22 protein-coding genes and 1 riboswitch are annotated in these 25,609 nt (G+C 33.8%); of the genes, 16 read left to right on the forward strand and 6 right to left on the reverse strand.

The features are described 5' to 3' along the window. Positions 1-60 precede the first annotated feature (60 nt). On the reverse strand, positions 61-189 hold the full coding sequence (locus tag ACUL40_RS01260; protein ID WP_000031873.1) for a hypothetical protein: 129 nt from the start codon (positions 187-189) through the stop codon (positions 61-63). A gap of 140 nt (positions 190-329) precedes the next feature. Beyond that, a riboswitch (cyclic di-AMP (ydaO/yuaA leader) is annotated at positions 330-475 on the forward strand. A gap of 144 nt (positions 476-619) precedes the next feature. Between ACUL40_RS01260 and ACUL40_RS01265 the strand changes: the two genes are divergently transcribed. The 4 genes from ACUL40_RS01265 (at position 620) to nheC (ending at position 6,633) form a co-directional block, all read left to right on the forward strand. Next, positions 620-2,446, forward strand: a complete 1,827-nt coding sequence (locus ACUL40_RS01265) for an APC family permease (protein ID WP_000254887.1) — start codon at positions 620-622, stop codon at positions 2,444-2,446. A 593-nt stretch (positions 2,447-3,039) separates the two neighbouring features. Further along, a complete protein-coding gene (gene nheA, locus ACUL40_RS01270; RefSeq protein WP_048538214.1) occupies positions 3,040-4,200 on the forward strand; it encodes a non-hemolytic enterotoxin NHE subunit A in 1,161 nt (386 codons plus the stop codon). Between the two features lie 37 nt (positions 4,201-4,237). Further along, positions 4,238-5,446: a non-hemolytic enterotoxin NHE subunit B gene (gene nheB, locus ACUL40_RS01275; protein WP_000162975.1), complete on the forward strand. Its 1,209-nt coding sequence runs from the start codon at positions 4,238-4,240 to the stop codon at positions 5,444-5,446. Between the two features lie 107 nt (positions 5,447-5,553). Further along, complete coding sequence (gene nheC / locus ACUL40_RS01280) at positions 5,554-6,633, forward strand: non-hemolytic enterotoxin NHE subunit C (protein WP_001171990.1); 1,080 nt, start codon at positions 5,554-5,556, stop codon at positions 6,631-6,633. Positions 6,634-7,227: 594 nt separating this feature from the next. Here nheC and ACUL40_RS01285 read toward each other — a convergent pair. Further along, complete coding sequence (locus tag ACUL40_RS01285; RefSeq protein ID WP_061113362.1) at positions 7,228-9,003, reverse strand: M60 family metallopeptidase; 1,776 nt, start codon at positions 9,001-9,003, stop codon at positions 7,228-7,230. Positions 9,004-10,190: 1,187 nt separating this feature from the next. Here ACUL40_RS01285 and ACUL40_RS01290 point away from each other — a divergent pair. The 4 genes from ACUL40_RS01290 (at position 10,191) to ACUL40_RS01305 (ending at position 14,472) form a co-directional block, all read left to right on the forward strand. Beyond that, entirely contained in the window at positions 10,191-11,420 is a 1,230-nt protein-coding gene (locus tag ACUL40_RS01290) for an aminopeptidase (protein ID WP_098582652.1), read from the forward strand. A gap of 146 nt (positions 11,421-11,566) precedes the next feature. Next, positions 11,567-12,937, forward strand: a complete 1,371-nt coding sequence (locus ACUL40_RS01295) for an alpha/beta hydrolase family protein (RefSeq protein ID WP_072770307.1) — start codon at positions 11,567-11,569, stop codon at positions 12,935-12,937. A gap of 263 nt (positions 12,938-13,200) precedes the next feature. Beyond that, positions 13,201-13,785 carry a TetR/AcrR family transcriptional regulator gene (locus ACUL40_RS01300; protein ID WP_000710981.1) on the forward strand — a complete coding sequence of 195 codons (585 nt, stop codon included), beginning with the start codon at positions 13,201-13,203 and terminating at the stop codon, positions 13,783-13,785. 63 nt (positions 13,786-13,848) lie between these two features. After that, the gene (locus ACUL40_RS01305) at positions 13,849-14,472 is read left to right on the forward strand and encodes a GNAT family N-acetyltransferase (protein WP_001033856.1); all 624 of its coding nucleotides are present in this window, start codon (positions 13,849-13,851) and stop codon (positions 14,470-14,472) included. 283 nt (positions 14,473-14,755) lie between these two features. Here ACUL40_RS01305 and ACUL40_RS01310 read toward each other — a convergent pair whose 3' ends face one another. Beyond that, positions 14,756-15,067: a heavy metal-binding domain-containing protein gene (locus tag ACUL40_RS01310; protein WP_000637505.1), complete on the reverse strand. Its 312-nt coding sequence runs from the start codon at positions 15,065-15,067 to the stop codon at positions 14,756-14,758. 149 nt (positions 15,068-15,216) lie between these two features. Then, complete coding sequence (locus ACUL40_RS01315) at positions 15,217-15,867, reverse strand: CPBP family glutamic-type intramembrane protease (RefSeq protein WP_063219851.1); 651 nt, start codon at positions 15,865-15,867, stop codon at positions 15,217-15,219. Positions 15,868-16,491: 624 nt separating this feature from the next. Between ACUL40_RS01315 and ACUL40_RS01320 the strand changes: the two genes are divergently transcribed. The 7 genes from ACUL40_RS01320 (at position 16,492) to ACUL40_RS01350 (ending at position 23,108) form a co-directional block, all read left to right on the forward strand. Then, complete coding sequence (locus ACUL40_RS01320) at positions 16,492-17,082, forward strand: TetR/AcrR family transcriptional regulator (protein WP_025687223.1); 591 nt, start codon at positions 16,492-16,494, stop codon at positions 17,080-17,082. Positions 17,083-17,448: 366 nt separating this feature from the next. Next, complete coding sequence (locus tag ACUL40_RS01325; RefSeq protein ID WP_000409781.1) at positions 17,449-18,396, forward strand: sugar-binding transcriptional regulator; 948 nt, start codon at positions 17,449-17,451, stop codon at positions 18,394-18,396. A gap of 304 nt (positions 18,397-18,700) precedes the next feature. Then, the gene (gene deoC / locus ACUL40_RS01330) at positions 18,701-19,372 is read left to right on the forward strand and encodes a deoxyribose-phosphate aldolase (protein ID WP_001017440.1); all 672 of its coding nucleotides are present in this window, start codon (positions 18,701-18,703) and stop codon (positions 19,370-19,372) included. A gap of 99 nt (positions 19,373-19,471) precedes the next feature. Continuing rightward, positions 19,472-20,653: a NupC/NupG family nucleoside CNT transporter gene (locus ACUL40_RS01335; protein WP_000876188.1), complete on the forward strand. Its 1,182-nt coding sequence runs from the start codon at positions 19,472-19,474 to the stop codon at positions 20,651-20,653. 36 nt (positions 20,654-20,689) lie between these two features. Continuing rightward, positions 20,690-21,991: a pyrimidine-nucleoside phosphorylase gene (locus ACUL40_RS01340; protein ID WP_001983022.1), complete on the forward strand. Its 1,302-nt coding sequence runs from the start codon at positions 20,690-20,692 to the stop codon at positions 21,989-21,991. Between the two features lie 33 nt (positions 21,992-22,024). Then, positions 22,025-22,420 carry a cytidine deaminase gene (locus tag ACUL40_RS01345; RefSeq protein WP_000358533.1) on the forward strand — a complete coding sequence of 132 codons (396 nt, stop codon included), beginning with the start codon at positions 22,025-22,027 and terminating at the stop codon, positions 22,418-22,420. Positions 22,421-22,628: 208 nt separating this feature from the next. Continuing rightward, positions 22,629-23,108 carry a CcdC family protein gene (locus ACUL40_RS01350; protein ID WP_000561074.1) on the forward strand — a complete coding sequence of 160 codons (480 nt, stop codon included), beginning with the start codon at positions 22,629-22,631 and terminating at the stop codon, positions 23,106-23,108. 47 nt (positions 23,109-23,155) lie between these two features. Here ACUL40_RS01350 and ACUL40_RS01355 read toward each other — a convergent pair whose 3' ends face one another. Continuing rightward, a complete protein-coding gene (locus ACUL40_RS01355; protein WP_000789782.1) occupies positions 23,156-23,386 on the reverse strand; it encodes a DUF896 domain-containing protein in 231 nt (76 codons plus the stop codon). Between the two features lie 189 nt (positions 23,387-23,575). Here ACUL40_RS01355 and ACUL40_RS01360 point away from each other — a divergent pair, with 189 nt between their 5' ends. Continuing rightward, positions 23,576-24,859, forward strand: a complete 1,284-nt coding sequence (locus ACUL40_RS01360) for an aminopeptidase P family protein (protein WP_445422929.1) — start codon at positions 23,576-23,578, stop codon at positions 24,857-24,859. A 94-nt stretch (positions 24,860-24,953) separates the two neighbouring features. Here the strand turns inward: ACUL40_RS01360 and ACUL40_RS01365 are convergent, their stop codons facing one another. Next, positions 24,954-25,589 carry a pentapeptide repeat-containing protein gene (locus tag ACUL40_RS01365; RefSeq protein WP_000687265.1) on the reverse strand — a complete coding sequence of 212 codons (636 nt, stop codon included), beginning with the start codon at positions 25,587-25,589 and terminating at the stop codon, positions 24,954-24,956. Between the last annotated feature and the right edge of the window lie 20 nt (positions 25,590-25,609).

Below are 25,609 nucleotides of genomic sequence, written 5' to 3' on the forward strand. Positions count from 1 at the left end.
AATAAAAAAGATAGCAATATATAAGTGTATTGCTATCTTTTTTATTTTTTGTATGACAAATTATTTATTTCTTTTCGTTCTATCTGTCAAATTTATTTCCTGTTCACGTTTACCATATAACTGATTAATTTCATTTGCTACTGCATCTAAATATGAATCGGAAAAAATAGGCTTCTTTTCTTTAGACATATGGGTCTCCTTTGCGGATTTTTTAGTATTCATTATGTATATTTCTCAGTGGATTATGCGCAATCATTTTAATTTTTTTCTTATTAAAAATTTTTGTTTACTTTTTGAAAATAAAGGAGTATTATAATCCACAGTTTCAATTTTCTAAATCGCTGAAACCGCATGGTACGGGGGACCCGTTTTTACGGATTAGTACATAATCCGATGGGGTGAATCCTTGAAAAGGTAGGGCTACTCATAGGCCCGAATCCGACAGCTAACCTCGTAAGCGTTATATTGAGAAGGAAGGTGGAGCTTGTGCGACAAAAAAAATAATGTCTACAAGTCTATTTCGCTATGGCTTGTAGACATTTTTTGTTTTCTGAGGAAATCGTTTACTGGCTGTAACAAGCAGTAAAGTTCGTACAAAATTATTGGAGAGTGGACAGCATTGGTTTCATCTATTAAAAGATTTTTAATTGGAAGACCGTTAAAATCAACGGAGCTTGGAGAACAGAAGCTTAATAAAACGAAAGCTTTAGCTATTTTATCTTCTGACGCATTGTCATCAGTTGCTTACGGTCCAGAGCAAATTTTAATTGCTTTAGCAGGTGTTGGAGCGATCGCTTATTGGTATTCCATTCCGATCGCTGTTGGGGTATTAGTATTATTGACAGCCCTTATTTTATCTTATCGTCAAATTATTTTTGCTTATCCGCATGGCGGGGGAGCGTATGTTGTATCAAAAGAAAATTTAGGGATGAATCCAGGCTTAATTGCTGGAGGATCTTTATTAGTTGACTATATTTTAACTGTTGCGGTAAGTGTGTCCGCTGGTACAGATGCAATTACGTCTGCATTTCCTAGCTTACATGCACACAACGTAATTATTGCGGTTATATTTGTTATATTAATTACGATCTTAAATTTAAGAGGAGTAACGGAATCAGCTTCCGTTTTAGCATATCCTGTTTATTTATTCGTTTTAGCATTATTTATATTAATTGGTGTAGGCATATATAATATTTTAACTGGTCATGTTTCACCCACTTTACATGCGCCGATTGGTACACCAGTTGCAGGGATTAGTTTATTTTTATTACTAAGAGCATTTGCATCAGGTAGTTCTGCTTTAACAGGTGTTGAAGCAATTTCAAATGCAATTCCGAACTTTAAAGATCCTGCGCCAAACAATGCTGCAAAAACATTGCTTGCAATGGGTGCATTACTTGCTGTGTTATTTTCAGGAATTGTGTTTTTAGCCTATTATTACGGAGTGACTCCGAGTAAAGAAGTAACAGTTGTTTCTCAAATTGCTGAACAAACATTTGGACGTAATTTCATGTACTATTTCATACAAGGTACAACAGCTTTAATATTAATTCTTGCTGCTAATACAGGTTATTCTGCATTTCCTTTATTAGCGGTTAACCTGGCAAAAGATAAATTCATACCGAGAATGTTTACGATTAGAGGAGACCGTCTAGGTTACTCAAACGGTATTATTATACTTGGAGTTGCTTCGATTATTTTAATTGTAGCTTTCCAAGGACAAACAGAACATTTAATTCCACTATATGCAGTAGGTGTATTTATTCCATTTACACTTTCTCAAACAGGAATGGTATTAAAATGGCTTCGCGAAAAGCCTGAAGGATGGGCTTTAAGATTAACGGTTAATTTAATTGGTGCAGTTATTAGTTTTATCGTAATGAGCATGTTCTTTTTAACTAAATTTGCACAAGTTTGGTCGATTCTTATTTTCTTACCAGTTATTATCTTCTTATTCCATCGAATTAAGAAGCATTATGATGCAGTGGGTGATCAATTAAGTTTAAAAACTTGCGAGCCTCTTATTCCGATTGAGGGGAATGTAATTGTCGTTCCTGTAGCAGGTATGACGCATGTAGTAGAAAATTCATTGAACTATGCGAAGTCTCTTTCGGCAGATCAAGTTATCGCTGTATATGTTGCTTTTGACAGAGAAGAAGAAAAGAAATTTGAAGAGAAATGGAAGAAGTGGCAACCTGAAGTAAGGCTTGTTACATTACATTCTCATTATAGAAGTATTATTCAGCCGCTAACGAAGTTCATTGATACAGTGCAATATAAGGCAAGTGAATCGAATTACCGCGTTACGGTCGTTATACCACAGTTCATTCCGAAAAAAGGTTGGCATAACATTCTTCATAATCAATCCAGTTTACTCATACGTGCGTATTTACTTTATAAAAGAAATGTTGTTATTACGACAGTTCCATATCATTTGAAAAAATAAGAAGATTTTTTAAGGATAGTTTCATGAAAATGAAGCTATCCTTTTTGTGTATATGCTATGCATAATTGCATATGGATTTAAAAATTATATTAATATAATTTTATCGGTTATTTGCAAGTAGTGTTTTCTGTTGTGATATGTAGATATTTCAATCGATAAAGTGAATCGGATTATATTTTGAAATAAGGACATGAAAGCTTGAAAATAAAGGGAATGAAAATACTTCTTTACGTTATATAAACAGCTGTGTTTAAATGACCTTACAGTACAAAACTTATATGAAAACAAAACGAAATTTCATATTTACGTATGTTGTTTAGTTTAAAATGAATAATATTTTTATGTAATATATTCACTGTGTGAATGTGGGAATTTCGATGAAATAGAAAATTTATACAATATTATTCATACTAAACACATATGAAAAGTTTTATAACAATAAGTAAGTACTGTAGCAATAACAGTTGGGAGAGATGGTTCATACATAGATCACGGTGAGAACGTTCTCTATTTTAACCATCTCAAATTATGGGCAAGAAAATAGAATAATAAAATGCGATAGTAATAGTTGCTAATACATAGGAGGAGTTAAAGTGAAAAAGACTTTAATTACAGGGTTATTGGTTACAGCAGTATCTACGAGTTGCTTCATTCCTGTAAGCGCTTACGCTAAGGAGGGGCAAACGGAAGTGAAAACAGTATATGCGCAAAATGTAATTGCTCCAAATACATTATCCAATTCAATTAGAATGTTAGGATCACAATCACCGCTTATTCAAGCATACGGATTAATTATTTTGCAACAGCCAGACATTAAGGTAAATGCGATGAGTAGCTTAACGAATCATCAAAAGTTTGCAAAGGCGAATGTACGAGAGTGGATTGATGAATATAATCCGAAGCTAATTGACTTAAATCAAGAGATGATGAGATACAGCACTAGATTTAATAGCTATTATAGTAAGCTCTATGAACTAGCAGGAAACGTAAATGAAGATCAGCAAGCAAAAGCAGATTTTATGAGTGCATATGGAAAATTACAATTGCAAGTACAGAGCATCCAAGAGAGTATGGAGCAAGATTTATTAGAGTTAAATCGATTTAAAACAGTATTAGACAAAGATAGTAACAACTTATCAATTAAAGCCGATGAAGCAATAAAAACATTACAAGGATCAAGTGGAGATATTGTGAAATTAAGAGAAGATATTAAAAGAATTCAAGGAGAAATTCAAGCTGAACTAACTACTATTTTGAATAGACCTCAAGAAATCATTAAAGGTTCTATTAATATCGGTAAACAAGTATTTACAATCACAAATCAAACTGCACAAACGAAAACAATTGATTTTGTTTCTATCGGTACTTTAAGTAATGAAATTGTAAATGCTGCAGATAGTCAAACGAGAGAAGCAGCTCTTCGCATTCAACAAAAGCAAAAAGAGTTATTACCACTTATTCAAAAGTTATCACAAACTGAAGCAGAGGCGACTCAAATTACATTCGTTGAAGATCAAGTAAATAGCTTTACAGAATTAATTGATCGTCAAATTACAACTTTAGAAACGTTATTAACGGATTGGAAAGTTTTAAATAATAATATGATCCAAATTCAAATGAATGTTGAAGAAGGCACGTATACAGACAGTAGTTTACTTCAAAAACATTTCAATCAAATTAAAAAAGTAAGTGATGAAATGAATAAGCAAACAAATCAATTTGAAGATTACGTTACAAACGTTGAAGTACATTAAACAGAAAAATAATTAGCGATATAGGGAGAGAAGAAAAATGACAAAAAAACCTTATAAAGTAATGGCTCTATCAGCACTGATGGCAGTATTTGCAGCAGGAAATATTATGCCGGCTCATACGTATGCAGCTGAAAGTACAGTGAAACAAGCTCCAGTTCATGCGGTAGCAAAAGCTTATAATGACTATGAAGAATATTCATTAGGACCAGAAGGCTTGAAAGATGCAATGGAAAGAACAGGTTCAAATGCTTTAGTAATGGATCTGTATGCTTTAACAATTATTAAACAAGGTAATGTTAACTTTGGAAATGTATCGACTGTTGATGCAGCTTTAAAAGGAAAAGTGATTCAGCACCAAGATACAGCTAGAGGAAATGCGAAGCAATGGTTAGATGTATTAAAGCCACAGCTTATTTCAACGAATCAAAACATCATTAACTACAATACGAAATTCCAAAACTATTATGATACTTTAGTTGCTGCGGTAGATGCAAAAGATAAAGCGACTCTTACGAAAGGCCTAACTAGATTATCAAGTAGTATTAATGAAAATAAAGCACAAGTGGATCAGTTAGTAGAAGACTTAAAGAAATTCCGAAATAAAATGACGTCGGATACGCAAAACTTCAAGGGTGATGCAAATCAAATTACATCTATATTAGCTAGTCAAGATGCAGGGATTCCCCTTCTGCAAAATCAAATTACAACGTACAATGAAGCAATTAGTAAATATAATGCAATTATTATCGGTTCATCTGTTGCGACAGCTCTAGGACCAATTGCAATTATTGGTGGTGCAGTAGTTATTGCTACGGGTGCAGGAACACCGCTAGGAGTCGCATTAATTGCAGGTGGTGCAGCAGCTGTAGGCGGTGGTACAGCTGGTATCGTATTAGCGAAGAAAGAACTTGACAATGCACAAGCTGAAATTCAAAAAATAACTGGACAAATTACAACTGCTCAATTAGAAGTAGCTGGGTTAACGAACATTAAAACACAAACTGAGTATTTAACAAATACGATTGATACTGCAATTACAGCGTTGCAAAACATTTCAAACCAATGGTATACAATGGGATCAAAATACAATTCTTTACTTCAAAATGTGGATTCAATTAGTCCAAACGATCTTGTTTTCATTAAAGAAGATTTAAACATTGCGAAAGATAGCTGGAAAAACATTAAAGACTATGCAGAAAAGATTTATGCTGAAGATATTAAAGTAGTAGATACGAAAAAAGCATAATCGAATACGAATCGTTAGGGCGTTAAGTGTTGATGAATGATTTGAAGCTCCTGTTCAGTTGTGAGCAGGAGCTTTTGATATCCTTATAAAGAGAATAGGTGAAAAATATGCAGAAACGATTTTATAAAAAATGTCTTTTAGCGGTAATGATTGCTGGGGTGGCAACGAGTAACGCATTTCCTTTACATCCTTTTGCAGCAGAACAAAATGTAACGGTGCTACAAGAAAATGTGAAAAACTATTCTCTTGGACCAGCAGGATTCCAAGATGTAATGGCACAAACGACATCAAGCATATTTGCAATGGATTCATATGCAAAATTAATTCAAAATCAACAAGAGACGGATTTAAGTAAAATAAGTTCGATTAATAGTGAATTTAAAGGGAATATGATTCAGCATCAAAGAGATGCAAAAATTAATGCGGCATATTGGTTAAATAATATGAAGCCTCAAATTATGAAAACAGATCAAAATATTATAAATTACAATAATACTTTTCAATCGTATTATAATGACATGTTAATAGCGATTGATCAAAAGGATAGCGGAAAATTAAAAGCGGATTTAGAAAAGTTGTATGCGGATATTGTAAAGAATCAAAATGAGGTAGATGGATTATTAGGAAATTTGAAAGCTTTTCGCGATAGAATGGCGAAAGATACAAATAGTTTCAAAGAGGATACAAATCAGTTAACATCGATATTGGCAAGTACGAATGCTGGTATTCCAGCTCTAGAGCAACAAATAAATACATATAACGATTCGATTAAAAAGAGTAATGATATGGTCATTGCTGGTGGCGTACTTTGCGTAGCTCTAATAACATGTCTTGCTGGCGGGCCGATGATTGCGGTTGCGAAAAAAGATATCGCAAATGCAGAAAGAGAAATCGCCAATTTAAAAGATAGAATTTCAGGAGCACAAGCAGAAGTCTTAATTTTGACTGATGTAAAAAATAAAACAACAAACATGACAGAAACAATTGATGCAGCAATTACAGCACTACAAAACATATCAAATCAATGGTATACAGTAGGTGCAAAATATAATAATTTACTACAAAACGTAAAAGGAATTACTCCAGAAGAGTTTACGTTTATAAAAGAAGATATACATACAGCGAAAGATAGCTGGAAAGATGTAAAGGATTATACAGAAAAATTACATGAAGGTGTGGCAAAGTAAACAGTGGACTAGTTCTGCTGTTTATTTTTTTATCTTGTTTTTTTGTAAGGGTTGAACTTGCAATTATACATAAGTTTGTCATGTATTTTTATATTTTTTATAAATTCTAAAAGGACATTCCCTATTGTTGGTATGATAGACAGAAACTGTTTTTTTAGAACAGGAGACAATAAATAGGGAAAATAACATTAGGATTATTAGTTATATTTCTACTTATATTTATGTACATGTCTTTAGTAGGAGGTGAGAATAAGGGTTCCTTAACTCCTAATCTGATTTCAAAGGAAAAATATTTAGAAATTGATTCTGTTGCTGGAGGTACATTTAGAGATTATGGTCAAGAAGCAGTGTTTGAAAAACTAAGTAGTCAGAAAAATGTTGAAACAAAAAAGATTTTTTGAGGAAGAAATTTTTGAAGAATCATTATAGACTTTTACTTTATTAGTATTAACTGAAACTTATTCACTTTATTTCCTATCAGAAATTATAAAGTGAAAACAGAACATGAAATACGCAAAAAATATCACAGGGCAGATCCTCAAAATATTTCAAAATCCACCCTGTGATCATATACTCATTTACAAGTGAAAATAATTAATACCCTAAAATATCTACTTCAGCTGCTGAAGCAAATCCATTCTGTCCTTTCGTTACTTCCACTTTTACATACTTTGCAGTAACTGGGGTAAATGTTGCCGTTTTCTTATCACTATTATTTTCCCATGTTCCTGATGATATTTTGTCATACGTAATGCCATCTACACTCGTATAAATATTGTAAGTTAAAATACGGCCATTTTCTGACCAATCTTGCCTTGGAAGATATGCCAATTGTGAAATGGTACGTGTATCACCAAGTTCTAGTGTCAAATTGTAAGGATATTGATTTGGTGTCCAAGTACTATGCCAAAATGTATCTGTTTTTCCATCTATCGCCTTACTAGCTGAGCCCGTTGATTCCTCACTATTTGCACTTGCCTTCATTATTTTTTTTGACAATACAGCAAGTGGTTTAACAGGTTTAGCATCCGTCGCTTCCCATATAGGTGCAATTAATGTTGGATTGTTTAAAGCTTCTACTTTTTGTCTCGTTTCTTGTGTTGCTTTCAATCCCCATTTATCAAAGAATGGCAGTACATTTTGTTTTGCTATTTTCGATGTATTGTAAATAAATGCCTGTATTTTATCCTCGTCTGTTTTGGGAAGTTGATCCTCTGGTATCTCACGATATAATTTGTGGAGATTTGGATAAAAATCATCCCCATATGCCAAATGAAGTTGCCAAAGCATAACAAGTTTTACAAACAGGTCGTCAATATTTTTATATTCCTTATTTGTTTGTTTTAAATACGCAAAAGCTCTATTATAATCTCCCTCTGTATCTAAACGTGTTGGTATATTTGGGTATATTTTCTTGAATGCAGCTAAAGAATATAGATTATTAGTTACTTCACCCATACCTCTTAAATCATTCCACGTCCATGGATATTGTTGTCGTGCATGTCCCGCTTCATGCATTTGTCCCCACCCAAACTCATTGACATTTAAAGTACTTTTGATAGCTTCACCAGCAGTCGTAAAGACGGCTCCATCCCAACTGGCATACATGCCCCAACTTTGTGCGTTAGGATTTTCTACAAAGGCCCAAATACGACGAGTTGAACGATGTAAAGGATTAGGATCTGTTTCAGATAGCCCTGCTAACTTGTCTTGCGCTCGAATCATTTCATCATATTTATTTAATAGGGGCACAGGATCTTGATTTACAATATATTTATTGGCACTATCACGAGTTACAGTTAGCACCGCTCGTTCTGATTTCAATTGTACTGCATGTGCATTTGGATAGTTGTTCATCATGGCAATCCAGTCTGCTTTTGTGTGTTTCCCTAATACAAAGAAAGGAATAGGGCTACCGCCTTGCGTTACTTGCACCTTAACTGTTCCTGTGCTTTGAAAATTATCTAACCCTAATACGCCGCCGTTTGGTGAAGAGATGGTATTAGAGCCAGGTGAAAGATCAATTTCTTTTCCCCATTCTTTATCATATTGATGTGTCCCAATAATGGCTCTAATCTTTTGCGTTCCTGATACTGTAATTGTAACCTGTTCATTAGGTTTCACATATATGCCTGTTGGCATATAATTTTTTTGCTCACTTCTTTTTTCTCTTTTTGCTTCATCCCAAAAACTTCCTGTACCTGGAAGGTCAAACTCTCTTTGTTCAAATTGAGTTGCAGTTTGTGCAGTTTCAGCATGTACATCTAAATTGTTTGACATAATAGGTGTAAATAACGTGGTTGCTAAAATAGCAGATGTTGCAAACACCTTTATAGTTTTTTGTAATCTATAATTCTTTCTTCTGTTCATATAGATCAGTCCCTTCGTTAAAATTCATTATTACTTACATACGAAATATCAGTTTTTTCACTAATGCCGAAAGTGGATTTTTTAAATTCACACTTATAAAAAAATGTTGATGATATTTTTAGATGAGTAAAAAAAGCATAGTAACACTTCAAGTTCCCTTCCTGATTAATTTAGAAACACATTACCTTCATTGATTTCTTAAATCACTCCTCTAAGTAAACAATTAAGATAAATGTCCTATCTCAAAGCTCCTTTCCTAATTTTGGGATTACGAATTAAGTATAGTTCAAAAACAAAGTTATACAATTGAGAAAAATTAAAATGTTTTAAAATTACATTCTCGTAAAATTTTTAACATTTACTAAAAAATATTTGTTATAGAGAGGAGATTCACATACCCATCAAGCTAAACTTTTGAAATATCTCCAAAACGAAAATTCTATCTCTTCATAATTATTCATACAATCCGATTCAGTTTTCCTTTCTATGGGGGCAATTTAACTCTTAACTTGATGGGCATGTGGCGTTACCTCTAGGAGATAGCTTCATCTAGATAGGATAATGTAAACATGAAAAAATAGGTAAAGCGGAAACACGTTTGTTTATTTGCAAAATGAATAAAAAGAAAACCCCCTTGCAGATAAATGTAAGAGGGTATTTTTGAGCAGTAATTTCGTATCCATGTGTGCGTAAAAATTTTTCCGTTATCGCTCCCTTTGATAGAATCTATTTTTATATGGTTTTTTACCGAATTTTTTAAAAATTAAATTTTATGGCTTGATAATTCATTTAAAATGATTTAATCTTATGTCAAATGATATGTTTATCTATCAAAAATGCTTTTGTAAAGATAAAGGAGTGATTGAGAATGTTAAACGCCCCATTGATGGTAAGTCTTTAGGTACAGTAGCATTGAAAAGATTGGGAAGAACTGAGTGAGCTTTCACAATAAAGAACTCTATAACTTTATGTAGTGTTTGATACCCTTCGATTAGATTTTTTGAAAAACAAATCAATATTAATTGAATCAAAGTTTAGAAATTAAATATATGAGTAGTAGAAAAAATCCATTAGTTGTTATCATGTTCTAATAAAAAATGGGAAATGGAAATTCTGAGAAAACCTGTTCAGAAAGTAAGTTAGTGAGGGGAATTCAAAACCAATTTAATAAAAGCGAGGTAAATAATATGACTTTTGAAGAAAAATTACAAGCATATGCAGAACTTACGGTGAAAATCGGTGTCAATATTCAACCAGGGCAATACTTATTAGTCAATACATCAGTGGATGCATTGGATTTCGCCCGTATAGTTGTGAAAGAGGCTTATAAGGCTGGGGCAGGGCTTGTTCATGTTAATTTTTCGGATGAAGAAATGGAACGTGCTTACTTTGATTATGCCTCAGATGAAGAATTTAATCGCTTCCCAGAGTGGATAGTCAAAATGAATGATGAGCTGATCGAACGTAAAGGAGCACTATTAATGATAGATGCTACAGATCCTGATAAATTTACAGGTATTTCATCTGATCGTCTAGCTACCTATCAAAAGGTAGCAGGAGCTGCTCTGAGAAACAATCGCAACGCCGTAATGAAGGATTCAATAGCTTGGTCGATGGTAGCAGTTCCTTCACCAAAGTGGGCATCGAAGGTGTTCCCAGGTTTAGCAACTGAGGATCAAGTACCAGCATTATGGGAGGCTATTTTTAAAGCTGTTCGTATTGGTGACGGCAGTGCTATTGAAAAATGGCGTGAACATGTAACAAATTTAGAATCTCGTGCGGTCCTACTGAACGATAAAAAATATATGAAGCTTCACTATACAGCGCCAGGTACTGATTTAACAATTGCATTAGCACCACAGCATAAATGGGTTACTGGAGGTGGTAAAACTCCTGATGATACTATCTTTATGGCTAATATGCCGACAGAAGAGGTTTATACGTTACCGATGAAACAAGGTGTAAATGGCTATGTAAGCAATACAAAACCATTAGTTTATCAAGGGAATATTATCGATGGCTTTAAACTGACATTTGAAGAAGGAAAAATTGTTAAAGCTGGAGCACAGGTAGGACACGATTTATTACAAGAGCTTATTAATGTGGATGAAGGCTCTTGCTATTTAGGTGAAGTAGCACTTGTACCACATGAATCACCAATTTCAGCATCGGGAATTTTATATTTTAATACATTGTTTGATGAAAATGCATCGAACCATTTAGCGATTGGTAAAGCTTATCCAACTTGCTTAGAGGGTGGAAGAGATTTAGAAAACGATCAACTTGAAACGTTAGGGGCAAATATTTCAGTAACACATGAGGACTTTATGATTGGCAGCAGTGAGATGGACATCGACGGTATTCTACCAGATGGAACTGTAGAACCAATTTTCCGTAAAGGTAGCTGGGCATTTTAAGTTTTTAATTTGAATAAAGGAGTAGAGTGGATGAAACGGTTACTAAGCATAATTAGTGCAACTATATAGGTGTTTCATCTGCTTTTGCTTAGGCTGAAAACTACCTCTTTAATTAGAAATAAAATGCATGCAAAGGAGATAGGCCAATGAATTTCTGGGAAGTTGTTTTGATAGTAGTGAATTTTAGTCTATTGAGTTGGATACTGTTAATAGGCAGAGAAACGAAAAAGTGGTCTAAATTAGCTACTTTGATTGCCGTTGTAATGGTTACAGTTCAGTTATTGGCAGAAGGTTTTAGGGGGCAGATGATTCCGGCATATGTATCCCCAGTTATCTTAATTTTATGCTATTTATTAGCTGGGCGGAAAAAGGGCTTTAGAAGTTCGGGTATATTCATAGTTAAGACTTCGTTACTATGTATCTATTTGTCTGTAGCAGTTGCGCTACCCTTACTTATGCCAGTATTTTCATTTGAAGAACCAACTGGTCCACATAGGGTCGGTACGAAGCTATATCATTGGGTTGATCATCAGAGAAATGAACCATATTCAAAAAATCCAAACGATCGGCGCGAACTGATGGTGCAAATTTGGTATCCTGCAGCTGAAAAAAGCAAGGGGGATCCAGAACCTTATATTCGTAACATAAATGAGCTCTCCAAGGGATTGGAAAAAACATTGTCTATTCCTGCATTTGCATTCAGCCACATGGAATTGGTAAAGTCTCATTCGTTTATGGATTTACAACTCTCAGACTCAGAGAATCACTATCCCATATTACTCTTCTCTCATGGTTTTAATGGTTTTCGTAATCAAAACACGTTTCAAGTTGAGGAGTTGGCTAGTCAAGGATATATTGTTCTAAGTATCGATCATACCTTTGATGCTGCAGCTACCGTCTTTCCAGGTGGTCGAACTGCTTACGTACAGCCCATCAATTTAACTGATGAAGGAGATAGTCACATAAAATTATGGGAGGAAGATGTCAGCTTTGTCCTTAATCAGATAGAGAAACTTAACGAAAACGATGAGACCGGTTTCTTTACAGGAAGACTGGATACCTCGCGAATTGGAATGTTTGGCCACTCTTACGGTGGAGCTACCGCAGCACAAATACTTGCAAAAGATTCTCGTGTCAAAGCAGCTATCAATATGGATGGTACATTGTATGGTGAAATCTTGCCTGAAAGTGGCATTGGAAAACCATTTCTGCTCATGAATGCAGAAGAGCCTGATGAAGCAGATCCCTTTGAAGTGAGGGAGCGATACGGACGCGGGTTAGCTGGCGGTGGTATGTCAATGGTCATTCCTCATACGGATCATACAAGCTTTACCGATTTACATTTGTTCTCACCTCTGTTGCAGAGCCCAGGTGAAAATCCAAAGGAAGTTCATCGTATTATTAACGAATTCAGCCTGGCATTTTTTGACCAGTATGTAAAACAGAAGGATGACGGCTCAACCCTTAAAAGGCTGATAACCCAATACCCGGAAGTGAATTTTAAAATAAACCGATAACTTTATGCAGAAAGTAACTCGTACCATTTCCTTTGGCTCTTGTATTTATTACATTAAAGAATTTAATTTCTTCATCGTTATCTAAATAATGAAATGCTAAAAATGAAACATTCAAAGTACTATCAGTTTCAGGAATATAATTCTTTTTGAAAAGCTACATTCAGCAGCTGGACACTTTATTTGAGATTGTTTATTATAATATCAAATGATATATTTATCTATCAAAAATGACGGCTTTATACAGAAAAAGGGAGAGATTGACGATGAAGAAAGACTTGTCAGCGTTGAAGGAAGCGAGATTTAATGCAATTCTTGATTCAGCTACTATATTGCTTGTTGAAAATCCTACTGCTTCGATGAATGAAATTGCGGAATATGCGGGAATTGGAATTGCTACACTCCATCGCTACGTCGAAAGCAGGGAGAAATTGATGCTGTTCTTGGGCCATCGGGCTATACAACTGGTAAGTGATACTGTAAACCAGATTCCACTGGATGAGGAAAGAAGCGAAAACTATATCCCGGAACTTATTGAAGCGTTAATCCCTTTAGGTGACAAAATCTATTTTCTAGGTCATGATGCATCTGTATTTAACAACAAAGAATTAGGTGAAGCAGAAGAGAAGCTGAGGGAACCCTTAAGACGCGTTATTGAATTGCTACAACAAAGAGGTTACTTTCAGCAAACAGTTAGCAGTGAATGGATTTTGAATACGCTTTATGCTCTGCTTTTCCATACCTGGGAACAGGTACATGAAGGAAATGTGGCTAAAAAATCTGCTGCAGAGCTTGTTTTAAATACATTTTATTATGGTTTCAAAGCTAAGGATGAATTGAGAGGGAAGTGAACTGATTCAAATCCATGATAATTAATATTAATAATATAGAAAGTGAAAAGGAGCAATAGGATAATGAATAAAATCTCTATTGTAAAGGCTGTTCATCAATCCATGGTCGGCGCCCAGCTAAATGTAATGGCATTGGAATACATGGCGTTTCCACTTGCAGGATCTGAGGAGAAGAACACAGTCGATTGGACATTTTGTAAGCTATGGCGGCAGGAGAACAACCGTTTTAGTCATCAATACGCCTATGAAGCTCAAATGGACGGGAAAACTTTAGGGATGATTACTTGCTATCCCATACCCGTTTTAAATCGTCTTGCCTGGCCCACTTTTAAACAGCTGCTTTCGTTCCGAAAGCTAGGTTTTGTTGTTTATAACATTCTGAATATCAAAATGCTTTATTCCATGTTTACCTTGAAGGAGGGAGAAGATGACGAGTTTCACATCGGAACAATTGCCTTACTGCCCGAAAGTCGAGGACTAGGGATAGGTACCAGATTAATTGAGTTTGCTGAGGAACAAGCTTCGCTGCAAGGCTTTGCCAAATGCTCTCTGACGGTAAAGAAAGAGAACCAACTTGCCATTAAATTGTATCAGAGGATAGGCTACCAGATTACAGGTGAAATCAATAAACCAAAGTTATCGTTGTACAGAATGGTCAAAAACGTAGAACCTTACAACCATTTATAAAAAATTTGTACAGTATTAGAGAGTACCAGCACATGCCCATAAGCTTAAGGATTCAAAATTACCCCAAAGTAAAAAATGTACATTTTTTACAAGTTAACACAAAATTTTAGCTTGATAGTGATGGGATGAGGCTTCTATATAAAAAAACACAGTTTACACTCAAACTGTGTTTTTTCGACGTATAATGCTTTATCAACATCTCTTTTTATTCTTTAAAATCTGCAACAGAACCAGGCCCCTCCTCAAAGTATAAATTCCAAGGGAGGACCGTTTTTTAATTTACTTATATACGTACAGCTGTACCACTGACAGCAACCATTAACATTCCATCACGTACAACTTCGTAATCTACGTCAATACCAACGATAGCGTTCGCACCTTTTTGTTTTGCAAGTTCTTTCATTTCGTCCATTGCAATATCACGAGCGTCTTTTAGCTTACTTTCATAAGCACCAGCACGGCCACCGACAACATCACGAACTGAAGCGAATAAATCGCGGACAATGTTTGCGCCCATAATAGCTTCACCATTTACAATATCAATATACTCAATAATTTCTTTACCTTGAATTCCAGAAGTTGTTGTTACAATCATGACCGACACTCTCCTAATAAGTTGTAGTTTTGATAAGATTTCTTATGCCTTAGAAAAAGTGGTTCTGGTACCCAAAATACTCGATAGAAACATAGAGTATTTTTGCATCAAAACCTTCAATTACATATGTCTTGTTATGACATATGCAATTAAATAAAAGGAATAAAATTGTTTAACATATGTATCGCTATAACATATGCAAGGGATCTATTAGAAATAAGATAAGCCGCAGTAAGCATCACCGTGCCAGGTAAATATATAGCAAGATCCGAAAGTTGATTTGAATGAAGACCTGCAAAAATTATAATCGAAACGATGGATGCAATAGCAGTACCAACATATTCCGAAAAATGATTCACTAATATATGACGAAATATGATTTCTTCAATTATTGGCCCTATAATCCCAAATAGAAGTAATGTGAATATAATAGGCACCTCTGCGCCCCTTGTAAGGACCTGTTCTTGGTTCTCTGGCTGACCTATGTTTAGAAAATGCATAATAGAATTTTCCACAATTACCATAAGTAAAACCACCATAGGAATGCTTACTATTTTCAAAATTGTTTTCTCTTTAAAATAAGTAAAACTTTCAATAATTTCTTTCCTAAAGAAAATTATTCCTACAATAGCAGGTACAGTCAAACCGATGGCACTAAGAGCAAATTCTGATTCAACTAAATTACTGTTAGTTAAAAGTGATAGGCCAAATAATATGAACAAGCCAATTTGGAGTAGTGCAAACATTGTATAAACTATTAGCATAATAATTTCTTTTTTATTCATTTTTATAAAGTTCACTTTATTGCCCCCGTAATTAAATTACCTATAATCTTTGATTTTTCTTTCTGCATAACGTTCTCCTTCTAAATATATTTATATTAAAAACCGGACGGTTCGGTCTGAATCGAAATCTAATGATACTACAAGTTTCTAGTTTTTTAAACCCTTTTAACGAAATCAAAATGGTAAAAAGCAAATATATTTATATCTCAGTTGCTTTGTTACAATTTAATTCCAATAATCATTAATGATTAATCTTTTATAGAATGAAGTGAGAGTGGGGTGGTTCAAACACTTTAGCTAAACATATTAATAAAAATTATATATAATAATCATAGTCTATACGTTAAAATTAACTATATATTTTTACACCTTCTACAATTGTAGGTGAAATTAGTTGTATAACAGGACTGAATTAAATAATTGGACATGTTAATTTTGACAGAAAATTTATTTGAATGATATAGATAATACAATTTGATTACCTCTTTTCAAACTGTATTGTTTGAGGTTCACATAATATAGGGATGGATAATATATTTTTGTTCCAAACTTATTTATACTTACAAAAAAATTCAAGAAAATAGATGGTAAATATCACCTGGAATATTAAGCTCGTTTTTATTAGGAGGATTACAAAGTATGACTAAAGTTGATAAGATTAAAGAAAAAATTATTGAAACATCTTTATATTTATTTAATACTAATGGGATAACTCGCACATCCATACAGGATATAATGACAGCTACTGAACTACCTAAAGGATCTATTTATCGTAGATTCAAAAGTAAAGAAGAAATTGTCCTTGCTGCCTATGACAAAAGTGGTGAGATTATGTGGAGTCATTTTCATAAAGCAATGGAAAATAAAAAGACAGCAATTGATAAAATCCTTGCAATTTTCCTTGTATATCAAGATGCAGCTAATAATCCTCCTATTGCTGGAGGCTGTCCATTACTTAATAGCGCAATTGAAAGTACTGGAGTATTTCCAGAATTACAAAAAGCAGCAGCAAAAGGTTATGATGATACAGTAATGTTAATGGCTTCTCTCATAAAAGAAGGAATAGAGAAACAAGAACTTAAAGAAGATATAGATATTATATCGCTCGCTTCTTTTCTTGCATCTTCAATGGAGGGAGCTATTATGGCAAGTCGCGTATCTAACGATAATATACACCATCATTATTTTATTGAACAAATAAAACATCATCTTTTCACTTATTCTAAATAAGTGAGAACTTGCAGTGTTTCCATCCGATTTTTATAAACTTAAATTGAATAAATACCCCTTATGAACAGTATCTTTTGTTTATGAGGGGTATTTGAATAGCTTTTTAGACGATATTCATGTTTCTTATTGAACGGCTTTGTTATCGTTACTACAGAAAAAGCAATAAAGAATTACATATAAACCGATTTATATGTTTTAAGTGTTTCTATATTGGGTTTGTAAATCTACACAATAAGGTTTCATTGTATATAATAAGTGGAATAGAAGTTTAGTTAGATAAAATCCGGTAGTCGAATTTTTTTGCATAAAGCTGTATAATGCTTGTAACGAAAGGGAAATACAGGAAGGGATTTGTAATGAGTTACTATGGAAAAAGATAAACAACAATTAAGCGTTGAAGTTGCAAGATTATATTATCAATCAGATTATAGTCAGCAAGAAATTGCTAACAAATTAAATATTTCAAGACCGACGATTTCTAGATTGTTAAAGTACGCGAAAGAAAAAGGGTTTGTTCAAATTAGCATCGCCGATCCATTTGCGGATTTAGATAACGTTGGGAATTTACTGAAAGAAAAGTACAACTTGTTAGAGGCACATGTTGTATTTTCTCCAGTACCGGAATATGCAACGATTACAGAGTATATAAGTAAATATGCTGCTGAGTATATGGAAAAGACGGTTAAAAACGGTGATATTGTTGGTGTAAGCTGGGGCATGACTATGTATGAAATCGCTAGAAAAATCGTACCGCAACATGTAAAAGGGGTAGAGGTTGTCCAGCTAAAAGGTGGTATTAGTCATTCAAGTGTAAATACATATGCGAATGAGACGATAGCTTTATTTGCAGATGCTTTTCAAACGACGCCAAGAAATCTACCTCTTCCAGTTATATTTGATAATGCAGTGACAAAAGAATTAGTGGAGCAGGATCGACATATTCATCACATTATCGAAATGGGAAAACAAGCGAATATTGCAATTTTTACTGTAGGAACAGTGCGAGACGAAGCGTTATTATTCCGATTAGGTTATTTCGATAAGGATGAAACAAATTTACTCAAAAAACAATCGGTCGGTGACATTTGTTCACGTTTCTTTGATGGAGACGGAAATATTAGTAGCGAAGAAATCAATAAGCGTACCATTGGAATTGAGTTAGAGGAACTGAAATTAAAGAAACGCTCTATTTTAGTTGCAGGTGGTAATAGAAAAATAAAAGCAATTGATGGTGCGTTACGTGGCGGGTATGCGAATGTATTAATTATCGATCAGCATACAGCAAAAGAACTGTTACATTATCAAAAAGGTTAGAAATAAAAGGAGTTCTCAAAATGTTAATTTTGAGAACTCCTTTTATTTTGTTATGTATGAATGATAGGAGTCTTTTTTGAACACAATTTGCCTTTTTAAAAATAATTATGGATATGGAGATACATACTACCATTGTTAACATAGAAAATTTGATTATATAGGAACTGTTCTTTGTTAGAATGCGCTTTATTTACTACAAGAAAATGCTTTTTAAAAAAGAATGAACAAAATTTCAAAAGTGTATTTACATTTGTTCAACTAAGAGTTAGAATGAAGTTGTTAAAAGATATGAGGAGTGAAGATAATGAACATTGCAAAGTTAATTGACCATACAATTTTAAAAGCTAATACTACTAAAGAAGATGTTATGAAAGTAATCGAAGAAGCAAAGGAATATAAATTCGCTTCTGTTTGTATTAACCCAACATGGGTAAAATTAGCGGCTGATGAACTAGCTGGACATGATGTAGACGTTTGTACTGTAATCGGTTTCCCATTAGGAGCAAGCACTACTGAAACAAAAGCATTTGAAACAAAAGATGCTATCGCAAAAGGTGCAACTGAAGTTGATATGGTAATCAACGTAGGCGCTTTAAAAGATGGCGATAACGAATTTGTTGAAAAAGACATTTATGAAGTAGTACAAGCAGCAAAAGGAAAAGCTCTTGTAAAAGTAATCATTGAAACTTGCCTATTAACAGATGAAGAGAAAGTACGTGCTTGTGAATTATCAGTAAAAGCTGGTGCTGATTTCGTAAAAACTTCAACTGGATTCTCAACTGGCGGAGCAACTGCTGAAGATATCGCATTAATGCGTAAAACAGTAGGACCAAACGTTGGTGTAAAAGCATCTGGCGGTGTTCGTACACGTGAAGATGCAGACAAAATGGTAGCTGCTGGAGCTTCTCGCGTTGGAGCAAGTGCTAGTGTTGCAATCGTATTAAATGATGCAAAAGGTGCTACAGATAACTACTAATCGATAAAAGCTTAAAGCAATAGATATACGTTTAAAGTATATCTATTGCTTTAATAATTGAAAAAAATGTAAGCGGATACGAATGGGAGGAAACGGCTTATGAAATACTTAATCGGTGTTTTTGGCCTCGTATTGATTTTAGGTATCGCTTGGCTTGCTAGTAATGATAGAAAGAAAGTCAAATATCGTCCAATCATAACGATGGTTATATTACAATTCATTTTGGGGTTTCTATTATTAAATACAAGTGTAGGGAATATATTAATTAGCGGAATAGCAGATGGTTTTGGAGAGCTATTAAAATATGCCGCTGACGGTGTGAATTTCGTATTTGGTGGATTAGTAAATCAAAAAGAGTTTTCGTTCTTTTTAAGTGTATTAATGCCAATCGTATTTATATCAGCCTTAATAGGTATTTTGCAACATATTAAAGTATTACCTATTATTGTGAAATCTATCGGTCTAGCATTAAGTAAAGTAAATGGAATGGGGAAACTAGAATCATATAACGCTGTTGCATCTGCGATTTTAGGACAATCTGAAGTATTTATTTCAGTTAAGAAACAACTAGGGTTATTGCCAGAGAAAAGAATGTATACATTATGTGCATCAGCAATGTCTACAGTTTCTATGTCTATCGTTGGATCATATATGGTGTTATTAAAACCACAATATGTTGTAACCGCTTTAGTGCTTAACTTATTCGGTGGTTTCATCATTGCTTCTATCATTAACCCATATGAAGTTACTGAGGAAGAAGATATGTTAGAAGTACAAGAAGAAGAGAAGAAGACCTTCTTTGAAGTATTAGGGGAATACATTATTGATGGATTTAAAGTTGCGATTACAGTAGCAGCTATGTTAGTCGGTTTCGTTGCTCTTATCGCATTTATTAATGCAGTATTTAAAGGTGTAATCGGTATTTCATTCCAAGAAATTCTTGGTTATGCATTTGCACCATTTGCATTTATTATGGGTGTACCTTGGCATGAAGCAGTTAATGCCGGAAATATTATGGCAACAAAATTAGTATCAAATGAATTTGTCGCTATGACAGATTTAGCACAAGGAAACTTTAATTTCTCAGATAGAACGACAGCGATTATCTCTGTATTCTTAGTTTCATTTGCAAACTTCTCTTCAATTGGGATTATTGCAGGGGCAGTTAAGAGCTTAAATGAAAAGCAAGGGAATGTAGTCGCAAGATTTGGTTTGAAATTACTATTCGGTGCAACATTAGTAAGTTTCTTATCAGCAACAATCGTTGGCTTATTATTTTAATAGATTTATATAATATAAAAAGGAATGGTGATTGTAATGAGAATGGTAGATATTATTGCAAAAAAACGTGACGGCAAAGAATTAACGACTGAAGAAATCAAATTCTTTATTAATGGATATACAGACGGAAGTATTCCTGATTATCAAGTGAGTGCGCTTGCAATGGCAATCTTCTTTAAAGATATGACAGATCGCGAACGTGCAGATTTAACGATGGCGATGGTTGAGTCTGGAGAAACGATCGACTTATCAGCAATTGAAGGAATTAAAGTAGACAAACATTCAACTGGCGGTGTTGGTGATACAACAACATTAGTATTAGGACCGTTAGTAGCTGCTTTAGATGTACCAGTAGCAAAAATGTCTGGTCGTGGTTTAGGACATACAGGCGGAACAATTGATAAATTAGAAGCGGTAGAAGGATTCCACGTTGAAATTACGAAAGAACAATTCATTGATATTGTAAACCGTGACAAAGTAGCTGTTATTGGACAAACAGGAAACTTAACACCTGCAGATAAAAAGATTTATGCATTACGCGACGTAACAGGAACTGTTAACTCAATTCCTTTAATCGCAAGTTCAATTATGAGTAAAAAAATTGCAGCTGGTGCTGACGCAATCGTACTTGATGTAAAAACAGGTGCTGGTGCATTTATGAAAACAGAAGAAGATGCAAAAGAATTAGCACATGCAATGGTACGTATCGGAAATAATGTAGGACGTCAAACTATGGCTGTTATTTCAGATATGTCACAACCACTTGGTTTTGCAATTGGTAACGCTCTAGAAGTGAAAGAAGCGATTGATACGTTAAAAGGTGAAGGTCCAGAAGATTTAACAGAATTAGTACTCGTATTAGGAAGTCAGATGGTCGTACTTGCGAAAAAAGCAAATACATTAGAAGAAGCTCGTGAAATGCTAATTGAAGTGATGAAGAACGGAAAAGCAACTGAGAAGTTTAAAGAGTTCTTAAGCAATCAAGGCGGAGATAGCTCAATTGTAGACAATCCAGAAAAAATGCCACAAGCGAAGTATGTAATTGATGTACCTGCAAAAACTTCAGGTGTTATTTCTAACATTGTTGCAGATGAGATTGGTATTGCAGCTATGTTACTTGGTGCAGGTCGTGCAACGAAGGAAGATGAAATCGATTTAGCAGTAGGATTAATGTTACGTAAAAAAGTTGGCGATGCAGTAAAAGAAGGCGAGCCTTTCGTAACAATCTACGCAAACCGTGAAAATGTAGAAGATGTAAAAGCAAAAATTTATGAGAATATTTCTATAGCTGAAACAGCAGTGGCTCCTAAATTAGTTCATACAGTTATTACTGACTAATCATCATTTCATTTACTTTGAGGGGGAAATAATATGGATAAGAAAAAATATATTGAAGAAGCAAACAAGATGTTATCGAAAGCGTATATTCCGTATTCTAAATTTCCTGTTGGCGCAGCGTTAGTTACGAAAGAAGGGAAAATCTATACTGGTTGTAATATAGAAAATGCTTCTTATGGTTTATGTAACTGTGCAGAAAGAACAGCAATATTTAAAGCGGTATCAGAAGGGGAGCGCGATTTTAGTTACTTAGTTATTACAGGAGAAACTGATGGACCGATTTCACCATGTGGTGCGTGTAGACAAGTAATTGCTGAATTCTGTGATCCGAAAATGCCTGTATTACTAACGAATGTAAAAGGTGATGAAAAAGAAGTGACTGTTGAGCAATTACTTCCAGGTGCTTTCACAATTGACGATTTAAAATAAGTTAAAAAGCCATTTTGCAATTATTAATTGCAGAATGGTTTTTTTTGTTCATATTCCGTTCATAAACTTTGCGTAAAATGATTGCAGCGAATATGGAAAGTTTACAGCAGGAGGAATATAATGAAGAAATTCTATAATGCGGCATGTAGTTACTTATTGGTTTATGATTTTGCTAAAAAAGTCATTTAAATAGATAGGAGTGGAAAGTATGATAGCACTTTTATCAAGTGTCGTAGCAGTTTGTATGGCTGTTGGGGTAATGTTTCTACGTTTTAAAGCAGCGAAAAAGCCGGTAACGAAAAAGAAAATTATATTGCCGCCAATTTTTATGAGTACAGGCGCAATGATGTACTTTTTACCAGAGTTTCGATTAACATCGTTAGAAATAGTCGAGGCAATTAGTATAGGGCTTATTTTCTCTATTTTTCTTATTAAAACAACTAAGTTCGAAATAAAAGGCGAACATATATTTATGAAACCGTCAAAAGCATTCATATTTATTTTAGTAGGCTTATTAGCTGTACGCGTGGCATTAAAGTCATATTTAAGCCAATCAATTGATTTGGCAGAGTTAAGCGGAATGTTTTTCTTACTTGCATTTGCGATGATTGTGTCGTGGAGAATTGCGATGTATCGCTCGTTTACTAAATTAGAAAAGACAATAAACAGAGCTGGAATTTCTATATAGGAAATCCAGCTCTGTTTATGTTTTATTAAAATTCTTTAGCTCGGAACTCATTTGCTTAATTTTAAACGTATTTGAGCATCTTGTAATGCAGCAGGTGTAACGTTAAGACCATTTTGATCAACAATTTTTGTGTTTAATAAAATGGAATCTAGGCTTCCACGAAATGTTTCTGTATAGTTTTGACGTAACATTTGTTGTTCTTGTTTTTCATCAACTGTTAATCCAGTTGCTTTTTCTTTTTTTGACAATTCGTTAATACGGAATAAAATGTTTTTCATTTGATTCACCTCTAGTTAGATTTAATTATATTAGTTACTTACTAATATATAGTCATTTTAACGCTTAATTTTTATTATGTCAACACCATCTAAAAGGTTAAAAATTGACGAAAAATTATAACAATAATAAAATGAATAACAGAGGACAATTAGCTTTACAAGCATACATAGAACACTAGGGGGATTATTATGAAATCAACATTTTTTGCTCAAAATAGAGAAAGACTAACGAAAACATTACCTGATGAATCCGTTACGATTTTATTTGCGGGACAAGCACCGCATATGTCAGCTGATGCACATTATAAATTTGTACCGAATCGTAATTTTTACTACTTAACGGGAATCGATGAACCAAATGTTATTTTTATGCTGAAAAAGTTTGGGAATAGTGTAGAAGAGACACTTTTCATTGAAAAATCAGATCCAGTAATGGAAAAATGGGTTGGGAAGACAGTTTCTAGCGAAGAAGCAGAGGGAATTTCAGGTATAAAGAAAGTTGTATATTTAGATAGCTTTGAAAAGACAATGTCAAATATACTTTTTACAGAAAATGCGAAGCATCTATATTTAGATATAGAACGTCGTGATTGGAATGGTACGGAGACAAAAACATTAGCATTTGCTAAACATGTAAGAGAAAAATACCCACACGTAACAATTGGTAATGTATATCCGAACATTTGTGAATTACGAGTATTTAAAACAGAGGAAGAAATTGAAATTATTAAAGAAGCGATTGCTGTAACGAAAGATGGTATTTACAATGTGTTAAAAAATGCAAAAGCAGGCATGATGGAGTATGAATTAGAAGCTCAATTTGATTTTACACTGAAATCATCTGGCATTAAGCACCATGCGTTCAATACAATTTTGGCGAGTGGGAAAAATGCTACAGTTCTTCATTATGAAGATAATGATGCACAAATTCAAAATGGTGACTTAGTATTACTAGATTTAGGTGCTCAAAAAGACTACTATAACGCTGATATTAGTTATACATTCCCGGCAAATGGAACATTCTCTAGTCGTCAAAAACAAATTTATAATATTGTATTAAAAGCATTAAAAGAAACAACAGCGCTTATTAAGCCAGGATTAAAGTTCGCTGCATTAAATGAGCATACAAAAAAGGTACTGGCAGAAGAGTGTAAAGCAATTGGTTTAATTCAAGAAGATGAAGAGTTATCAAAATACTATTATCATGGTGTCAGCCATTTCCTTGGTTTAGATACACATGATGTAGGAACATATAAAGATAGAATGTTAGAAGAAGGTATGGTTATAACAATTGAACCTGGTCTTTACATTGAAGGAGAATCAATTGGAATTCGTATTGAAGATGACATTCTTGTAACGAAAGACGGGTATGAAAACTTGTCAAAAGATATCATTAGAGAAGTTGAAGAAATTGAAGAATTTATGAGTGTAAATAATGAACATGTAAAAGGAAACCAATCTGTAGTTAAATAATAAAAGAGTCATCACTAATTTATTTGAACTTTATCTCGAATCGTGGACAATTAAAAAATCCATGATTCGGGATAGGGTTCTTTTCTTCGAAATACTAATCTTTAATTATTAATCCTAATAAAGTAGCAAACTGAACAGCTTGATATGTTGATACTTTACATCCTCTTAAATCGTTCACTGAAACTGTAAGTGTATCAAAGGTAGAAGAACTAATATCTATCCCCTTCAGTGATGTCTGATCAAAATTAGCTTCATCAAGACTACATAATTGGAATTCAACTTTTTTAAGTTTACAGTCAAAAAAATCTGCATTATTTAATGAAGTTTCATTAAATATAATTTTTTCTAGTTTAGAATTTCCAAATGCTGCTAAATTCAAAATTGAATTCTCAAATTTAACATTTCCTAAGCTAGATTCTGTGAAATTTACTCCGATTAATTTACTATTTTTAAATTCGACTCTGTGAACAGAAGAATTGCTTAAATTAACATTTGATAAATCACAGTTTTCAAAACAAACATCTGTAATATCAATATTGCTAAAGTCTGTATTAGTGAATTTACAATTCTTTATCACTGCATCATACAATCGCACTCTATCTACACATTCATTTTCAAAAGTGGAGTCTATAATTTCACAGACTTCTAATGTTGGATCTTCTTCATAAAAAATATCTTGAAAATTCTTTGAAGATAACTCTGGTGAAATTTTTGGTCTATCAATTTTCATCGTATATCAATCCTCTTCTA

The sequence above is a fragment of the Bacillus sp. KNSH39 genome, assembly GCF_052656585.1.